The 17,086-nt window shown below is 38.0% G+C and carries 16 protein-coding genes; 7 read left to right on the forward strand and 9 right to left on the reverse strand.

The genetic code is table 11. The annotated features are described in order from the left end of the window. Window positions 1–10 precede the first annotated feature (10 nt). Entirely contained in the window at window positions 11–1,288 is a 1,278-nt protein-coding gene (gene eno, locus CCY97_RS02730) for a phosphopyruvate hydratase (RefSeq protein ID WP_112063964.1), read from the reverse strand. 86 nt (window positions 1,289–1,374) lie between these two features. Then, window positions 1,375–2,415 carry a recombinase RecA gene (recA, locus tag CCY97_RS02735; RefSeq protein WP_112063965.1) on the reverse strand — a complete coding sequence of 347 codons (1,041 nt, stop codon included), beginning with the start codon at window positions 2,413–2,415 and terminating at the stop codon, window positions 1,375–1,377. A 146-nt stretch (window positions 2,416–2,561) separates the two neighbouring features. Here recA and CCY97_RS02740 point away from each other — a divergent pair, with 146 nt between their 5' ends. From CCY97_RS02740 to CCY97_RS02750, 3 genes are read left to right on the forward strand one after another with little or no spacing between them, the layout of a single operon-like run. Next, a complete protein-coding gene (locus CCY97_RS02740; RefSeq protein WP_146744492.1) occupies window positions 2,562–3,572 on the forward strand; it encodes a hypothetical protein in 1,011 nt (336 codons plus the stop codon). A gap of 5 nt (window positions 3,573–3,577) precedes the next feature. Continuing rightward, window positions 3,578–4,516 (forward strand): tRNA 5-methoxyuridine(34)/uridine 5-oxyacetic acid(34) synthase CmoB, encoded by a 939-nt coding sequence (gene cmoB, locus CCY97_RS02745; protein WP_112063967.1) that lies wholly within the window; start codon window positions 3,578–3,580, stop codon window positions 4,514–4,516. A gap of 9 nt (window positions 4,517–4,525) precedes the next feature. After that, the gene (locus CCY97_RS02750) at window positions 4,526–4,963 is read left to right on the forward strand and encodes a PaaI family thioesterase (protein WP_112063968.1); all 438 of its coding nucleotides are present in this window, start codon (window positions 4,526–4,528) and stop codon (window positions 4,961–4,963) included. A 5-nt stretch (window positions 4,964–4,968) separates the two neighbouring features. On the opposite strand, the gene CCY97_RS02755 is transcribed toward CCY97_RS02750, so the two are convergent. The 3 genes from CCY97_RS02755 to CCY97_RS02765 are packed head-to-tail and all read right to left on the reverse strand — an operon-like array spanning window position 4,969 to window position 6,962. Then, the gene (locus CCY97_RS02755; RefSeq protein ID WP_112063969.1) at window positions 4,969–5,811 is read right to left on the reverse strand and encodes a prephenate dehydrogenase; all 843 of its coding nucleotides are present in this window, start codon (window positions 5,809–5,811) and stop codon (window positions 4,969–4,971) included. A 9-nt stretch (window positions 5,812–5,820) separates the two neighbouring features. Then, window positions 5,821–6,549, reverse strand: coding sequence for a 16S rRNA (uracil(1498)-N(3))-methyltransferase (locus CCY97_RS02760; protein WP_112063970.1), 729 nt, complete (start codon window positions 6,547–6,549; stop codon window positions 5,821–5,823). Further along, entirely contained in the window at window positions 6,549–6,962 is a 414-nt protein-coding gene (locus CCY97_RS02765) for a hypothetical protein (protein ID WP_112063971.1), read from the reverse strand. Before CCY97_RS02765 ends, CCY97_RS02760 begins: the two co-directional genes overlap by 1 nt. Before the next feature lie 71 nt (window positions 6,963–7,033). Here CCY97_RS02765 and hemH point away from each other — a divergent pair, with 71 nt between their 5' ends. Genes hemH through ccsA form a run of 3 tightly spaced genes read left to right on the forward strand, consistent with a single transcriptional unit; the run spans window position 7,034 to window position 11,488 of the window. Then, complete coding sequence (hemH, locus tag CCY97_RS02770) at window positions 7,034–7,996, forward strand: ferrochelatase (protein WP_112063972.1); 963 nt, start codon at window positions 7,034–7,036, stop codon at window positions 7,994–7,996. Next, entirely contained in the window at window positions 7,996–8,607 is a 612-nt protein-coding gene (locus CCY97_RS02775; RefSeq protein ID WP_181562791.1) for a thioredoxin fold domain-containing protein, read from the forward strand. Before hemH ends, CCY97_RS02775 begins: the two co-directional genes overlap by 1 nt. Window positions 8,608–8,620: 13 nt before the next feature. Next, window positions 8,621–11,488 (forward strand): cytochrome c biogenesis protein CcsA, encoded by a 2,868-nt coding sequence (gene ccsA / locus CCY97_RS02780; RefSeq protein WP_112063974.1) that lies wholly within the window; start codon window positions 8,621–8,623, stop codon window positions 11,486–11,488. A gap of 8 nt (window positions 11,489–11,496) precedes the next feature. On the opposite strand, the gene hemB is transcribed toward ccsA, so the two are convergent. Together hemB and CCY97_RS02790 are read right to left on the reverse strand one after the other, a co-directional pair. Further along, on the reverse strand, window positions 11,497–12,474 hold the full coding sequence (gene hemB, locus CCY97_RS02785; RefSeq protein ID WP_112063995.1) for a porphobilinogen synthase: 978 nt from the start codon (window positions 12,472–12,474) through the stop codon (window positions 11,497–11,499). A gap of 37 nt (window positions 12,475–12,511) precedes the next feature. Then, window positions 12,512–13,795 (reverse strand): ArsS family sensor histidine kinase, encoded by a 1,284-nt coding sequence (locus tag CCY97_RS02790; RefSeq protein ID WP_112063975.1) that lies wholly within the window; start codon window positions 13,793–13,795, stop codon window positions 12,512–12,514. 299 nt (window positions 13,796–14,094) lie between these two features. Here CCY97_RS02790 and CCY97_RS02795 point away from each other — a divergent pair, with 299 nt between their 5' ends. Beyond that, entirely contained in the window at window positions 14,095–14,997 is a 903-nt protein-coding gene (locus CCY97_RS02795) for an NAD(P)H-dependent glycerol-3-phosphate dehydrogenase (protein ID WP_112063976.1), read from the forward strand. A gap of 59 nt (window positions 14,998–15,056) precedes the next feature. Here the strand turns inward: CCY97_RS02795 and CCY97_RS02800 are convergent, their stop codons facing one another. Together CCY97_RS02800 and pseI are read right to left on the reverse strand one after the other, a co-directional pair. Next, on the reverse strand, window positions 15,057–15,338 hold the full coding sequence (locus CCY97_RS02800) for an HU family DNA-binding protein (protein WP_112063977.1): 282 nt from the start codon (window positions 15,336–15,338) through the stop codon (window positions 15,057–15,059). Between the two features lie 104 nt (window positions 15,339–15,442). Next, window positions 15,443–17,080 (reverse strand): pseudaminic acid synthase, encoded by a 1,638-nt coding sequence (pseI, locus tag CCY97_RS02805; RefSeq protein WP_112063978.1) that lies wholly within the window; start codon window positions 17,078–17,080, stop codon window positions 15,443–15,445. Window positions 17,081–17,086: the final 6 nt, after the last annotated feature.

A 17,086-nucleotide genomic window follows, 5' to 3' on the forward strand; every position in this document is an offset into this window, starting at 1 on the left:
ACTTAAGAATCTATTTTTTGAAAAGCTGTGTACCAAGATACTCACTATTTGAGATTTCAGTCTCAATCTCAAGGAGACGGTTGTATTTGGCTATGCGCTCGCTTCTTGCGGTTGATCCTGTTTTTATCTCGCCAGTATTAAGTGCTAGAGCAAAATCTGCAATAAAGCTATCCTCGCTCTCGCCACTTCGATGACTCATGATACATTTATAAGCATTGCGCTGTGCTAAGCGCACTGTTTGCATAGTCTGTGTAACTGTGCCAATCTGATTGGGTTTTATAAGCACAGCATTTGCTGCATTTTGCTCAATACCTTGACAGAGAAACTTCTTGTTTGTTGCAAATAAATCATCGCCTACAAGCTGAATCTGAGCGCCTAATTTCTGTGTGAGATACTTCCAGCCTTCCCAGTCATCCTCGCTTAAACCATCCTCAATAGAAACAATAGGATATTTCTCAAGCATTTGAACATAATAATCCACAAGCTCGGTAGATGAGAGTTTGCGCCCTTCACCTGCAAGGTTATACATTCCTTTTTCATCCACCAGCTCGCTACTTGCCACATCAAGTGCAAGTGCTATATCACTACCTGGCTTATAACCTGCCTTCTCAATAGCTTGCAAAATCACTTCTATAGGCTCGGTATTGTTTTTGAGATTTGGCGCAAACCCTCCCTCATCACCAATACTAGTAATATGGCCTTGTTCGCTTAGAATCTTTTTTAGATGATGATATACCTCCGTACTAGCGCGTAATGCAGCAGCAAAGCTATCAAACCCAAGTGGCATAATCATATATTCTTGAAAATCTACAGTGTTATCCGCATGGCTTCCACCATTAATGATATTAAGCATAGGCACAGGAAGCACAACAGCATTCGCTCCACCCAAATACCGATAAAGCGGGATATTCTGACTAAGTGCAGCAGCCCTAGCAATCGCCATGGACACGGCTAAAGTTGCATTTGCGCCAAGCTTTGAGTAATTCTCTGTACCATCTAAATCTCTGAGTGTTAGATCAATCAATCCTTGATCAAAAGGACTAGCGCCAACTAATGCTTCGCTAATATGCAAATCAATATTTTCACATGCCTTCAGCACGCCCTTACCTAAAAAGCGATTTTTATCATTGTCACGCAATTCTAAGGCTTCCTTCTTGCCTGTGCTAGCACCACTTGGGACTATAGCACTTGCCCTCGTGCCATCGCTTAAAATAACATTTGCCTTGGTGGTTGGGTTTCCCCGTGAATCTAGAACTTCTTGCGCGAAAATCTTTGAAATATGTAGCATAATCTTGCTCCTTTGGAATCAAATTCTAAAACTACAGAATCTAGATTCTTGTATAAAAATCCAGATTCTGTAGTTGGGCGATAGAATCAATCTAACGCATCAGGCTCATCGGGTAATGGCAAGATCTCATCTTTGATTCCAATTTGTTCTTTGATTTTATCAGTAATCTCTTGAGCAATCTTTTCGTTTTCGCGCAGGAATAGCTTTGCGTTTTCTCGACCCTGCCCTAGTTTCATATCCCCATAACTAAGCCATGCACCACTTTTATCGATAATATCCAGCTTGATTCCATAATCAATAACCTCACCTTCTTTGCTTATGCCTTCTCCAAACATGATATCAAATTCTGCTTCTCTAAAAGGCGGAGCGACTTTGTTTTTTACAACTTTCGCTTTAGCGCGATTGCCAATGTTTTGGTCATTTTGCTTCAATGTAGCGATACGACGAATGTCAATACGCACACTTGCATAGAATTTTAAGGCATTTCCACCTGTGGTAGTCTCTGGACTTCCATAACCCATAGTGCCTATTTTCATACGAATCTGGTTGATAAAAATCAAAGTTGTATTCATTCTATGCAAAACCCCTGTAATCTTACGCAATGCATGACTCATAAGTCGTGCTTGTAAGCCTACATGCTGATCACCCATATCACCTTCAATCTCGGCCTTTGGCGTAAGAGCTGCCACAGAATCTATCACCACCAAATCCACAGCTCCACTTCTTGTAAGCGTTTCTAGAATCTCAAGTGCTTGCTCACCATTATCTGGTTGGGACACAAGCAGATTCTCAGTATCCACACCCAATCTTTTTGCATAATATACATCAAGCGCATGCTCAGCATCAATAAACGCGGCAATACCGCCGTTTCTCTGGCATTCAGCCACAATCTGCAAAGAAAGTGTGGTCTTACCGCTAGATTCTGGTCCATAGATCTCAATAATTCTGCCCTTAGGTACGCCGCCAATACCTAACGCCATATCAAGTCCAAGAGAACCTGTAGAGATTGCATCGATTTTTTCTACCTGCTTATCACCAAGTCGCACCAAAGCACCCTTCCCGAAACTCTTATCAATTTGCTTTAATGCTAATTCAATGGCCTTTTGCCGTTTCTCATCTATTGGCATTACATTCCTTTGCTTCCGTAGTTTTCCTAACTCACTAGTGGGTAGATTTTATCTATAAGTTTTTAAAATTAACATAAAAACTTTTTGATTGATTTTGGATTCTAAAATCGCTAAGATTCTAGGACTTTGTGATGATAGGAGGGGTTTTGAGGGTCGCAGAGGTTGTAAGCATTACTAATGGCACTCTTTTAAATACCCCAAGCATTACTGCATTCGCTGGAATAACACTTGAGCTAGACTCGCTAAAACATGGCTGGCTTTTTATCGCAAGAAATCACGCAGACATAGAATCTGCCTTGGCAAAAGGTGCTTATGGCGTGATCTCTAAATCTCCTGTAGAGATAAAAGAATCAGAAATTGCTTACATAGAAGTCAGAGATATTGAAGATGCTATAGCAAGACTTATCCGCTATAAGATTCTCTTTTTTAGCACCAGTGTGATTGCATTAAATCTTGCCCAATTGCTTATCGCCAAAGAAATTATCACTGATGCAAGTATTTTTGTTGGGGATTGCAAAAACACTCTTTTGGAATCTTTTAACCAAGAAATCCGCGTGATTTTTACAAACTCAGATGAGATTTTAACCCTCAGCTTCCACTCACTTCAAGCACTCAAACCTTTAGATATGCCCTTTAGCCTGATTACCTATACGCTTTTTGATATGAGACTTTCTTACAATAGCAGAGCATACTTCTTGCATTTGCCTTATTTTTTTATCAATGATTTGAGCTCGCTAGTATGTATATGTGAGCAAGAACATGTCTTGTTTGATTTTACGCGATTTCACAGAATCCAGCTGCTCAGACCCATATTTATCGATGAATTTTCGCATATTTGTGAATATGGCCAAAGTCAGCAAGTGCTTATTACACAACAAGATTGTGTATTGTTTGCAAGTTTTGTACGCTATTTTTTGGAATACGCTAAGTGGGGCAAGCTTGTTTGTATGCTGCCAAAATCCCATAAGCTTGAGACATTAGATAGCATCAAAGATTTAGAAATACTTTTCTATGAGCAAACAAATGATATTTTGGACTGTGTCATGGAGACAAACTTCAATTTCATGCTTATCTTTGGTATCGATGATTCTAGGCTGTATACGCTTTTGCAAAATCATGGGGCAAAAAATCAGCCAAGTTTGTTTGATAATTTGTAAAAATCATGAATAGAACCCAAGCAAGAGAATATATCCACAAGCTTTGTTTAGAGTTTGAAAGGAAAAATACAAAACTCAACGCAAAGTTCCTCCAAGCACTTAACCTACTAGATTCTCTCAAAACCCATTTTGTTTTAGAATCTTCTCATCAAGGCATTAACTTGCAGCCACAAAAAAGCCTAAGTACTTATGAACAGGATGCAATTTTCCAGGCTGCAAGCGCACTCAAACCTTGGCGTAAAGGCCCTTTTACAATCGCGGATTTAAAGATAGATTCCGAATGGCAGAGCTTTATAAAGTTCCATCTCATTGCGCCATATCTAAATCTACAAGACAAAGAAGTGTTAGATGTAGGCTGCAACAATGGTTATTATCTTTTTGAGATGTTACAATTTGCGCCAAAAAGCCTGTATGGATTTGATCCTAGCGCTCTCTATAGGGCGCAGTTCCGCTTTATTGATTTTTTTGCACGCTCAAATATCAATTTTTATCCGCTAGGAATCGAGCATTTGAAGGAATTTTGTTTGGGTTTTGGAAAATATTTTGATTGCGTGTTTTTGCTGGGTGTACTCTATCACAGAAGCGATCCAATAGTAAGTCTTAAAAATCTCAATTTTGCATTAAAATCCGGTGGTGAAGCATTTATAGACAGTCTTGTGATCGAATCTGATGAGGATATTTGTCTTTGTCCGAAAAAATCCTATGCCAAAATGTCAAATGTCTATTTTATCCCAAGCATAAGCACTTTGCAGGGATGGTGTGATCGGGCAGGATTCAAAGAATTTGAGCTTTTAGCACTCAAAAAGACAGATACCAATGAGCAGCGTAAAAGCAAATGGATTGATACTTTGAGTTTAGAAGACTTCTTGCATGCTAATACAGATACAACAATTGAGGGTTATCCTCCACCATTACGGGGGTATTTTAGGATAAAAAAAATATAAGGAGGATTTATGGATTCCCAACAAGAACAGATACAAAATGATGGGCTCAATATCTGCACGAGTTTGGATTCTTGTGGTAGTGTGCTAGAAAACTCTAAGAACAAGGCAAGTGTATCTTTCGTGCCTAATGAGAGCATGGTATCGGATATTGATGAGCACAGTAAGCTTATCCACGCAGGCTATATCTTTAATGCCGCAAGCTTTGCTGCGATGGTAGCAGTCAATAAAAAACATAGCATAATGATCGCTGCTGATGTGAAATTTCTCTCCCCCATACAACTTGGACATGAAATATTCTTCAAAGCACATGCATTGCAGCAGAACACAAAAAAATGTGAAGTAAAAGTCGAGGGGTTTTTGCTTGATATCAAGATTTTTGATTCCATCTTTCATATAGCGGTGTTTGATAAAGCACCTTTCAGCATAGCACTTGAAAAGGTCAAATAAAAAGCCTATAAAAAATCTTGCAATTTATTTGCATGCGCCATAAATGATTCTAATCCATCCCAATCCTCCTGCTCTATAAGCTTACGAGCTAGGGTTAGCTCATTTTCAAAAGACGCAAGAGAATCTAAGACATTGTCTTTGTTTTGCTTAAAAATATCACGCCACATCTTTGGAGAGCTTTTTGAAAGTCTGCTCATAGACAAGAAACCTCCACCCACGAGGGCTAAAATCATCTGTGGATCTTCCTGCTTTAAGACTGCATTTGCTAGGGCATAGCTGATAACATGGGGCATATGACTTATAAGCGCGATATGCTTGTCGTGCTCTTGTGCACTCATTTTTATAATTTTCATACCGATACCAAGAAAAATGTCGCGTGCGACTTGCACTTGGTATGCTCCACTATCTTGCAGGTCTGAAAGAATGACAATTTTGTCTTTAAATAAATCTCTTAGTGCGGCTTTTGGACCATAAAATTCGGTGCCACTCATCGGATGGGCAGCAATGAAATTCTTGCGCAGATGCAAAGGTACGGAATCTAGAATTTTTTGCTTCGTACCACCCAGGTCAATAATCGTGGTTTCTGGCTTTAAGCATTTGATTTGTTGCAAAACTTCAATGATTCCTTCGACTGGAACTGCCAAGAAAATCACATCGGTCCGATTAAAAATATCCTCCAGCTCCACACATTCATCAACCAATCCAAGAGAAACAGCTAAGCTTGAATGCAAAGGGCTAATATCATATCCTACGATAGACTTAAAGCATTTAAGCTCTTTTAGTGCCAGTCCTATAGATCCACCAATAAGTCCAAGTCCAACGATTCCTATATGTTTGGGTTGTTGCATTTTTGTCCTTCAAAAATGGGATTTGAGAGATTGGGAATAGATTTGCAGAGCACTAGCAGCAAAAATACAAGCACTTGAGCTTTGTAAAATGAAGCTATTTGGAATCCGTATATCTGGGATTTTATATTTTTCTAAGGTTTTTCGCTCATTTGTGCTAAATCCACCTTCTGGCCCTACGACAATCACAGGCAATATCCCATTGTTTGTGTATTTTTCAAAACCCTGCGAAATTGGCAAAGATTCTTTACGTAAATCAAATGCGCAGAGATTGCGGTATTTCTCACACACAGATTCTAAATCCACTGCAATCTCAAATTCTAATAATGTACTCCTTCCACATTGTTCACAAGAATGAATCAGAATATTTTTTAGACGTTCAAGATTGAGTGTGGTATTTCTCTGTGAAAAATCCGCATAAAAAAAGCTGAGCTTACTTACATTGAGTTCATTAAGTGTAGGCAAAGCCTTGCTGATTGCATTTGAATCTACAATAGCCCAGATGATATGGATATAAGGTTGTGTGTGGCATTGGGAAGTAATGGTGTTTATTAGAGTAAGAGATGCGCTGTTGCGCGAGATTTCTGAAACACTATATTCATAAAGCTTAGTATCTTTAAGGTTTGAGAGCAAAAGACTTTGCTCTTTTTTATGACGGCGAGATTTGAAGATATGCCTGTAAGAATCTCCGCTAAGTTCTAGGTAAGGATTCCCAGAATCTTTGTGGTACAAAAAGCGCATTAGCGCATACTCACAACGAGACAAAAAAGAATTGCTTGGGTGAAATACACAATTTTGCAAAAATTGACATAGCTTTTCATGGCTTCTAAATCTGTGCGTTTGGCAACCTTGAGTTTTCTTATACGCAAAATCTCTGTAATGAGTATATAGACACAAAGTCCTATCATTGATACAACAGAAAAGCTAAAACTCTCAAAATTAAAAAAAAGAATATTCAATCCGCTAAGGATTGCCACAGCTACGAGAAAGAAAACTAATGGCATACAAAACCAAATTTTTTTGTTGAGGCTTACAAGGTTTTTATGAAAGTAAAGATTCCAAAGATTACACACAATGGGCACAATGAAAAGAAATGCAAAAAATTTATGATAGAACACAAGATCATTCAAAGATTGCGATACTGCCTCACTCATAGTATCCCTTAGGATTAACTTTAGGCAAATATTATTGCAGATCTTTTTTAACAACTCTAAAGGCAGGATAGATGTCAAAACAAGCCGTAGTGCTTTTTAATATGGGTGCTCCAAATAGTCTGTATGAAGTGAAAAGTTTTTTAAAGCAGCTTTTCAACGATCCACATATTTTAAATATCCGCAACAATTTTTTACGCAAGATACTCGCAAATTTCATAGCCAATAAACGTCTAGAAGACGCAAAAAAAAACTACCAAGCTATCGGAGGAGGCTCCCCACTCATAAAACACACGCTCGATCTTATTAATACCCTGAATGCCTTAGATTCTACGCGTTTTTATACTTACTGCATGCGTTATACTCCGCCATTTGCCAAAGATGTGCTTGCGGATTTACAAAATCAAAACATTGACTCTCTTGTATTCTTTAGTATGTATCCACAATACTCCACCACCACGACAAAATCTTCTCTTGTATCAATCCAACAAGCTTTATTGGAGCTAAACTTCACACCAAAGATTCGAGTGATTGAGCGGTATTTCTCACACTATGGCTACAATAAACTCATTGTCTTATGCATTAAAGAAGCACTCCAAAATAACAATACACAAGATTACACTTTAGTATTTTCCTCCCATGCCCTACCACAAAGCTATATCCAAAGGGGTGATACCTACCAACAAGAATGTGAGCAGAATATTTCTTTGCTCAAAGAGATTTTGCAAACAGAGCAGCTGGATTTCAAGCAGATTTTGTATTCTTACCAATCAAAGATTGGTCCAATAAAATGGATTGGACCATCGACACAAGAAGTGATTGCATCTTTAAAGAATCAAAAAGTACTTGTGTTTCCACTTTCATTTACGATTGATAATTCTGAGACAGACTATGAACTAGCAATTGAATGCAAGAAAATTGCACAAGAAGCCAATTTGCAAGATTACCGTGTGATCAAATGCTTTAATAGCAGAAAGGAATTTGCAAATCTCATTATTAGTATGGTGAAAGAACTAAATGTTTGTAAGGAGCAATGATGGATAGATTCTCTAAGAGAATAACAACAATCATATTTTTTGTATTTTATTTTTTAGCATTCTATGGCTGCGAAGATTCTCATAAAGTCGAGCTATCTAGCGGTAAAGAGATTGGTTTAGAGCAAATCAAAGAAATGGAATCTCTGGACAAAATAAGCTATGTAGGATTAGAAAATGTATTTTCAGACACAAAGATCATCTCACCAAATGGCAAGCCCTTACTCTTAATTTTTGCCAAAAACAACTGCATCTATTGTGACAAATTCAAAGACAATCTCAAAGCGGATCCCACAACCCAAGCATTCCTTGCTGAGAATTTCTCAAGCTATTACATAAATACTGATTACAAAAAAACTCATGAAATCAGATTTGGCGAGAAAAGCTTCTTTTTACAAACTCTTCAGCTTGCAAAGCATTACTCCATCAATCCAACACCAACATTTGTTTTTTCAGATTCGCTGGGCAATGCCTTTTTCTCTTATCCTGGCTATCTGAAACCAAAACAATTCTACGCTGTACTAGAACGTCTCAAAGATGTAAAAGTCATTACACAAGATGGAATAAAAGCTCTCTCAAGCGAACTCCTTGCTCTTATAGAAGCGACACGATAGCTAGGAGAGAGATATGGCAAACTTTATAAAATCATTGCGCTTGCTTTTTGCAAATATGCCTTTAGTGCTTTTGTTGATGGGTTTGTATGCTTTATCTTGTGGTGTCGCCACATTTATAGAATCTGCACAAGGAAGTCTTGTAGCTAGAGCAAGTGTGTATGGGACTTGGTGGTTTGAATTATTACACTTTTGGCTGTTATGTTCACTTATTAGTTGCTTTATTACCTCCAAAGCATTGCAACGCAAAAAATATGCATTTTTTCTACTGCACTTTTCTTTTATCGTCATTATTCTTGGTGCTGGGATTACGCGTCATTTTGGATTTGAAGGGACTATGCCTATCAAAAATGGACAAACCCAAAACAGAATCTATTCAAGTGAGCCGTATTTGATTATCCAAGCATTCAACAAAACAACCAAAGAATTTCAAGGTATAGAACTTGAGATGATTTCTCCTGCCCGCAAATTTTATAAGATTGCATTTTTTGGCAAAGATTTTTTACTCCATTTAAGTGATCTACAGCAAAGAGAAGATGAATTTGGCATGCCTTATTCTGCGCTAGATATTGAGATCACAGAATCAAAGCAAGAGTTAAACATAATAGATTCGTTTTTTGGAAGAGGGGTAGACTGGAGCGAAGCGAAGAAAACTGAAATCAAACAATCACCTCTAGGCGATGTGCCTGAGCAGATTCATACAGAAATCGGAGAGAGTGTTTTTATTATTGGTTGGGGAAGCAAGATTATTGCACTGCCATTTAAAATAAAACTTGATGAATTCGTTTTAGATAGGTATCCCGGCTCACAAATGCCCTCTTCTTATGCTTCGTTTGTGGAGGTGCAAGATAGCGCAAATAATTACAATAAAGAAGCAAAAATCTTTATGAATAATGTGCTTGATTATGGTGGGTATCGTTTTTTTCAGAGTTCTTATTTTCCTGATGAAAGCGGTACTATCCTTTCAGTCAATAACGACCCGGGTAAGATTATTACCTACACAGGTTACACACTTTTGATGCTAGGATGTCTCTGGCTGCTCTTTGCTAGAAACTCTCGATTCCAATCTTTAGCCAGATTTATCAAGTCCCAATCTGCACAGGGCATAGCCTGCAGCCTTATTGCTGTGAGCTTGCTTGCTTTGCCATACGATTCTTTTGGTGCAGATTCCACTACTTCTACCACACAAACCCAACAACTGCAAGAAGAAAACTCTCTCTCCAGTCCCACACAAGAAGAAATCACAAAATTCATTGCATTGCTAAAACAAAATTCCAAAGAATTTAGCGCTGCTTTTGGTCGCATTCTTATGCAAGATTTTGGAGGACGTATTAAACCTGTGGATACGATAGCAAGCGAATATATCCACAAAATGACAGGGAGTAATAATTTCTTGGGATTAACTAATACACAGCTACTTTTGGCAATTGCCGTATATCCAGAATATTTCAGAGAGATAAAACTCATACGCACAAAAAGCCCAGAGCTAAGAGTTCTTTTGGGGAACGATCCTAAAAAACGCTATGTTGCGCCAATTGATGCCTATCTTAAAGATGGCACTTATATGCTTACAAACTATGTAGAGCAGGCAAACATGAAGTCATTAAAAGACCAGAGTGTGTTTGATAAAGATGTCATAGCTTTCAATGAAAAGCTTTATGTATTTGGGCTTATATATTCAGGTAAAGCCCTTCGAGTACTGCCCAGTAAAAACACACAAGATTGGCAAGACTTTGAAGATTCTATGAATGCAGCAATAATGCAAAAAGATGAGTTAGCTTACAATGAGTTTTACCATATCATCGCATCTATTTCTAAGGGCTTTGCGCTTGGCGTGGAAAACAATGACTGGGGGCTTGGATTTAAAGGCTTAGAACGTCTTCGCGCATACCAAGAAAAATATGGAAGCAAACTTTCCCAATCAAAGATTGATGCAGAAATTTGGCTCAATAATACGAGACTTTTTGAACGTCTTACTTATCCTTATTTGGTGCTTGGATTTGGATTTTTCCTTGTGATACTTGTGAGCATTTTCCGCAATCATGCTGTAAGAAAGCCTTTCTGTCTTATAGCTTTGGGGTTGATTGCGCTTTGCTTTGTGTTGCACACTTTGGGGCTTATTTTGCGATGGTATGTTAGCGGACATGCACCTTGGAGCAATGCCTATGAATCCATGCTCTATATTGCTTGGGCTAGTGCACTCTCTGGCGTAGTGTTTTTTAGAAAATCTCCTCTTGCACTCTGTTCAGCGAGTTTCTTAGCCGGAATTACGCTTTTTGTCGCGAATTTAGGTGATATGGATCCCCAAATTGGTAATCTTGTGCCAGTACTCAAATCCTATTGGCTTAATATACATGTATCAGTAATCACAGCAAGTTATGGATTTTTAGGATTATGCTTTGTGCTTGGGATTATTACTCTTTTACTTTTTGTTCTGCGCTCTGATTATCGAAAAAATATTGATAATGTGATTCTCTCTTTAAGCGCTATCAATGAGATGAGTATGATTCTTGGACTTTTTTTGCTTACAGCTGGGAATTTCTTGGGTGCGATTTGGGCTAATGAATCTTGGGGTAGATATTGGGGTTGGGATCCTAAGGAAACTTGGGCACTTATTAGCATAGGAGTGTATGCAATAATTTTGCATTTGCGCTTCTGTGGATTTAGGGTCCTTGCATTTAGTATAGCTAGTGTACTTGGATTTTTTAGTATATTGATGACCTATTTTGGTGTCAATTATTTTCTCACAGGCATGCATTCTTATGCACAAGGTGATGCAGCAGGAATGCCTTCTTATATTTACATTATGGTTGCTTGTGTGCTAGGACTTAGCATGGCGGCATTTTTGAATAACAAAAATAAAGAGACACTACAGATTTGCTAAAACTGAGATTAAAACCTATTAGCTCGTAAAAGTTCTGCGACTTCCTTGGTGTGATATGATATGATGATGTCCGCACCAGCACGCTTCATGCTTATGAGATTTTCTAACATAACATTTTCATAATCAATAATCCCTGCTTTTTGGGCGCATTTTAGCATTGCATATTCCCCACTCACATTATAAACAGCTAAAGGCAAGAGTGTGCGCTCTCGAATATCACGCACAATATCTAAAAAACTCAGTGCAGGCTTTACCATAAGAATATCCGCACCTTCGCTTTCATCATAAAGGCTCTCCATGATGGCTTCTCTACGATTTGCTGGATCTTGCTGGTAGGTTTTTCTATCGCCAAAACTCGGAGCAGATTGGGCTACATCACGAAATGGTCCATAATAAGCGCTTGCAAACTTTGTAGAATAAGACATTATAGGCAGATTCACAAACCCCGCCTTATCCAGACCATAGCGCAATGCCCTGACAACCCCATCCATCATACCGCTTGGCGCTATCATATCTGCTCCACAACTAGCGAGCATGCTAGCTTGCTCTACAGAAATCTCTAAAGTCGCATCATTATCTACACTGCCACTTTTATCCACAATACCACAATGCCCATGGCTTGTATATTCACAAAAACACAAATCAACACTCACAAATATATCTGGAATATCTCTTTTGATAGCTTTGAGCGCGCGTGCTACAATTCCCTTGTCGCTTAGTGCTTCGCTTCCAGAAGAATCTTTATGCTTTGGGATTCCAAAAAGCAAAATGTGATAGATTCCTAAACTCTGCAAATCTCTAACTTCTTTCAAAAGCTCATCTATGCTTAGCCAAAAAACACCAGGCATAGAATCTATTTCTTTTCTGATACGCTCACCTTCGACTACAAAAAGCGGGTAGATAAAATCTGTAATGTCTAGTCTGTTTTCACGCACTAAGCCCCTGCTATGCTCATTTAATCTCAGTCGTCTCAATCGTCTCATCATACCTACCTCCATGAATTACCTCCTAAAATCTCGTGGGTTAGAGTTTGACCTCATCATTATTGGGTTTTGCAGGTCGATTCTCAAGCGCACAGAAATTATCCACCACACACCCTTTGATAATAAAGATATTACTCCCATCCTCATGGATATAGCGGAGTTTGAAATTTTGGCTATCAAGAGTGTTTTTGATGATATACATTCCTAGTCCAAAGCCCTGTATATGTTTCTTAGAATCCCGAAAATATGGCTTAAAGTATTCATCGAGTTTGAATTTTAATGCCGCACCTAGATTGCGCACATACAATGAATCATTCTTGGTATAAACATACACCTTCCCATCCTCGCCGTACTTGATAGCATTATCAAGCATATTTTTAATCGTAATAGTGAAAATCTCAAAATCCGCCTTAATAAGTGCATATGGAGATTCCAAAACGATTGAATTTGGTGCATTTTTATCAATCAAGAGAATCTGCTTGGTAGCCTCTATCAAATCTTCTAGCAAAAACTCACTTTTTTGCACTTCATACATTTGTGAGCTTAATTGCTCAAGTTTTGCAAACTCACCTATAAGCTCATTAAGTCTGCCAAACACCGAACATAGACGTTCTTTTTGGAGTGGATTTTCAACCATCTCCGCGACAATTCTTCCTTTTGTGATTGGAGTTTTTAACTCATGCATAATCGATCGCAAAAATAGCAGACGCGATTGGTTGAGCGCTTTGAGTTTATTTGAGAATTTATAGAATTCATTGGCTAAAAGCTCGATTTCATCTTTTGGATTTTTTTTCAAGCGCAAAATCACATCTTGTTTAGAGTTTGAAATTTGGGCTCTTAAGGTATTGAGAGGAATGAGTGCTTTTAGTAACAAGATGTAAATAAAGGTGAGAATCACAATTCCGCTCAGAGTAATAAAATAAAAGCTTTCATAAGAATGTGAAACCTTATCTTTATACAGGACTGACTCTTTGTGGGATTCCAATAGTATATAGATTCCATTTTGCGTATTGCGGATTTTGGCAATTGTGCCAAAAAAACGCTCTGGCAATCTGTCTTCTCCTTGCAGAAGTTCTTTAAGCTCATCCTCCACTTCAATAAACCCAAGCTCATTCAAATATCTCTTGACTATATCTACGCCTCCGCCATAGCGACCTATCTCATTTATTGTAGTAACGATCTGATTGTATTTGATTTGGTTGGCATTACTATCCTCTTCGATTTTGTCTTTGATAAAAAAATACGAAAATGCAAAAAATCCAAGCAATGCACATAGAAACAAGAAAGTAATTTTAAAAAATATAGAATCCCAAAAATGCTTCATCACACCACCTTGAAATGCTAAATTTTAACAAATCTCTTAGTATTAGCGATGATGATTGCTCATGAAATATAAGATTGTATGGGGCTAAAACCTACAAACATACAAGAGTAAAAGGACACTAATTGTCAATAGCATAAGAGACATTCCACTCCTATGTTTTTTTTAATGTTATATAGCATTTTACGAGGAATACCAAAACATCTTTGAAGTACGATTTCTAGAGGCTTAATTGGTGAAGTTTTGCCCTTGGAATGTAATAAAATCCAATTAGCATATTTCTTTTTTTGTAAGGAGTTTATATGGCAACAATCAGCATTTTTGGTGGTGGTGCTTGGGGGAGGGCACTTGCTTTTGCTTTCTCACAAAAAAACGAAGTCAAAATAATCTCACGAAAGAATCTGTGTAATCTTGCTCCAAATATCATCCAAGTGGATACTAAAGAAGGCTTAAAAAGTGAGTTTTTTATAATAGCAATTGCTACAAATGCCCTAAGAGATTGGTTAGAGAACATATCCTTACCTAAAGAAAGCAAGATTCTCTCTGCTTCAAAAGGTATAGAGACAAAAAACAGCGCATTTGTGAGCGATATTTATGAAAATTTCACTTCCCAAAAAAATATTGTATATCTGTGTGGTCCAAGCTTTGCTTCTGAAGTCATACAGTCCTTGCCTTGCGCACTTGTACTGCATTCTAGAAATCTTTTGCTGGCGCGAGAGTTTGGCAGATTTTTTCCAAACTTTATTAAGACCTACATAAGTCCAGATGTAATAGGTGGAGAAATTGCTGGAGCATACAAAAATGTGATAGCCATTGCAGGTGGTATTTGCGATGGATTAAACTTAGGGGCTAATGCAAAGGCTTCTCTGTTAGCACGAGGATTAGTTGAGATGAGTCGCTTTGGGGAAACATTTGGTGGAAAAATGGAGACCTTCTTAGGGCTCTCTGGTGCAGGAGATTTATTTCTTACTTCAAATTCTAAGATGTCTAGGAACTATCGTGTTGGACTTGGGTTAGCTCAAGGATTAAAGATAGATGAGATTCTCAACTCACTTGGGGAAGTTGCAGAAGGTGTAGTCACCGCACAAGCAATCAAACAAATCAGTTTAAAAGAGAAAATCCACACGCCCATAGCACGAGAAGTCTGCGCTATCATTGAAGGTAAAGATGTGAAAGAAAGCCTTAACACTCTTATGGACAAATAGGTGCTTTAGTAAAGAGAGGGGGAGAAAAAAACTAGAGTAAGTCTCTAGTTTATGAAGCCTTACTTTTTGCTTACTAGATCTTTTAAACCTTTGCCTGGTCTAAATTTAGGAACGCGCTTCTCTTTTGTAGTGTAAGTTTTGTTCGTGCCTGGAACTTTGCCAGTTTTTGCTTTTTGGATAGCAGTTTCAAACTTTCCAAAACCTACAAGCTCAACACTTTGTTTTTTAGAGAGCGCTTTAGTAATAGCTTCTGTGAAAACATTTACAGCTCTTTCAGCATCTTTTTTTGTTTCGAATCCACCAGTAGTCTTTACTAGATCTACGAATTCAGCCTTGTTCATGAGAAACTCCTCTATTAAAAATTTTGAAAACCCCCGTATTCTAGTGATTTCTATAATCAAAGTCAAGAATTTACCCATTTTTAGGGCGAATCGCTTGCGAAAATTCACATCAAAGCAATATCTTTGCTTCTTAGAGGTGTGCCAAACAACAGAGAATGTGCAGCTTTTTTACCAAGTATGCTTTTATACAATCTTGGATTGAGTGAATCTGGCGCATGAGGCCGCAAAACCCTAATGTTTTCTCTCGTAAAAATCTCGCCCTTCTTTATATCTCTACAGACCCATACCCCACGTCCAAATTCCCTGCCAGACTTTATATTCTGTGCTGCAGCATCTCCTAGTGCGGTTTTTGTGTCTAAAATCGTTTTACAAAATTCTTGAAACTCCTTTGAATCAAGACTAAAATCAGCATCTAAACTCTTCAAAGATTTGTCCAAAACAAAATGTTTCTCTATCATGCTTGCACCCAAGCTTGTAGCAATACTCCCACACAAACACCCCCTCGTATGATCAGATAACCCAAACTTCACGCCAAACTTCTCTCGTAAACGAGGCATATAAGCGAGATTCATAGAATCTAGCGCTGCTGGATACGCACTCACACAGTGTAAAACCGTAATATCATCCACTCCATTTGCCTTGCATATACTGATAGCTTCTGCTAGTTCATCATCATTTGCAATACCACTTGAGAGAATCATAGGCTTTCGCGATCTGGCTACATATTCTATAAGCTCCAAATCCAAAACTTCAAAGCTCGCAATCTTATACATTGGGCATCCCAAAGATTCTAAAAAATCCACTCCTTTGATAGAAAATGGTGAACTAAAAACTATAAGTCCTAGTTCACTGCCTAATTGGAATAGTTCCTTATGCCACTCCCAAGGCATCTGTGCTTGCTTATACAAATCATACAAATAGTAGTTATCCCACAAGCCCCCACGGATTCTAAAATATCCATTTCTTGCATCAAGTGTGAGGCACTCTGGTGTATAGGTCTGCAGCTTTACAGCATGCGCGCCAGATTTTGCAATGGCTTTAAGAGAATCTCTTGCTATCTCCAAGCTCCCATTGTGGTTAGCACTCAGCTCAGCGACAATGAATGGAGTGGTCTTTTTAATACTTATACTTCTGGGAAAATCTTGCATGGATTCTTGTGTAATTTTAGACATTATTACCACATCGCTAAATGCTTTCTCTTTACATACAAATTCTCTTAAAACTCCTCTATTTTCATATCCATTGCGCTTATAAAACTCATATGCTTGGATATTTTCTTGCATAACCTCTAAAAAAAGTGCATGCAACCCAAGCACCTCAAAAGCAATATGTTCTAAAAATCTCAGAATCTTTGTGCCTTTATGGGCTAGCTCATTGTCAAAAATATTTTTGTAGATTCCTATATAGCTGTGTTTGTGTGTGAAGTTTATACGACTAAGGCTACCTACGCCCAAGAATTTTGGTTTGTTGTAGCCTACCAAAACTTCTTCTTGTAGAGAGTTGTCACTACCGATATAGATATCTTCTTTTGCTTGAGTATCCTCAAATACAGCCCAATACTTCTCTGTAAGACTTTCTTGCAATCTATTGACAAACTCAAAATGTCGTCTTTGCGAGATTGCACTGCTATACATAAATTTTGCTATTTCCGGGTGATTGCGTAAGGCAAATATCTCTAAAAGCATTTCCTCTGTGAGATTACAAAAATCAATCGCAAGAAACTTACTTGATAAATAATTCATCCCAAA

This window comes from Helicobacter sp. 10-6591, from assembly GCF_003288805.1.
Classification (GTDB): domain Bacteria; phylum Campylobacterota; class Campylobacteria; order Campylobacterales; family Helicobacteraceae; genus Helicobacter_F.

Coding starts and splice junctions, on each gene's coding strand:
- CCY97_RS02775 (WP_181562791.1), top strand. CDS start 7,996: ATGGATAGATTCTCTAAGAGAATAACAACAATCATATTTTTTGTATTT.
- CCY97_RS02765 (WP_112063971.1), bottom strand. CDS start 6,962: ATGAGTGAGGCAGTATCGCAATCTTTGAATGATCTTGTGTTCTATCAT.
- CCY97_RS02800 (WP_112063977.1), bottom strand. CDS start 15,338: ATGAACAAGGCTGAATTCGTAGATCTAGTAAAGACTACTGGTGGATTC.
- CCY97_RS02760 (WP_112063970.1), bottom strand. CDS start 6,549: ATGCGCTTTTTGTACCACAAAGATTCTGGGAATCCTTACCTAGAACTT.
- pseI (WP_112063978.1), bottom strand. CDS start 17,080: ATGAATTATTTATCAAGTAAGTTTCTTGCGATTGATTTTTGTAATCTC.
- recA (WP_112063965.1), bottom strand. CDS start 2,415: ATGCCAATAGATGAGAAACGGCAAAAGGCCATTGAATTAGCATTAAAG.
- hemH (WP_112063972.1), top strand. CDS start 7,034: ATGTCAAAACAAGCCGTAGTGCTTTTTAATATGGGTGCTCCAAATAGT.
- eno (WP_112063964.1), bottom strand. CDS start 1,288: ATGCTACATATTTCAAAGATTTTCGCGCAAGAAGTTCTAGATTCACGG.
- CCY97_RS02795 (WP_112063976.1), top strand. CDS start 14,095: ATGGCAACAATCAGCATTTTTGGTGGTGGTGCTTGGGGGAGGGCACTT.
- cmoB (WP_112063967.1), top strand. CDS start 3,578: ATGAATAGAACCCAAGCAAGAGAATATATCCACAAGCTTTGTTTAGAG.
- CCY97_RS02750 (WP_112063968.1), top strand. CDS start 4,526: ATGGATTCCCAACAAGAACAGATACAAAATGATGGGCTCAATATCTGC.
- hemB (WP_112063995.1), bottom strand. CDS start 12,474: ATGATGAGACGATTGAGACGACTGAGATTAAATGAGCATAGCAGGGGC.
- CCY97_RS02755 (WP_112063969.1), bottom strand. CDS start 5,811: ATGCAACAACCCAAACATATAGGAATCGTTGGACTTGGACTTATTGGT.
- CCY97_RS02790 (WP_112063975.1), bottom strand. CDS start 13,795: ATGAAGCATTTTTGGGATTCTATATTTTTTAAAATTACTTTCTTGTTT.
- ccsA (WP_112063974.1), top strand. CDS start 8,621: ATGGCAAACTTTATAAAATCATTGCGCTTGCTTTTTGCAAATATGCCT.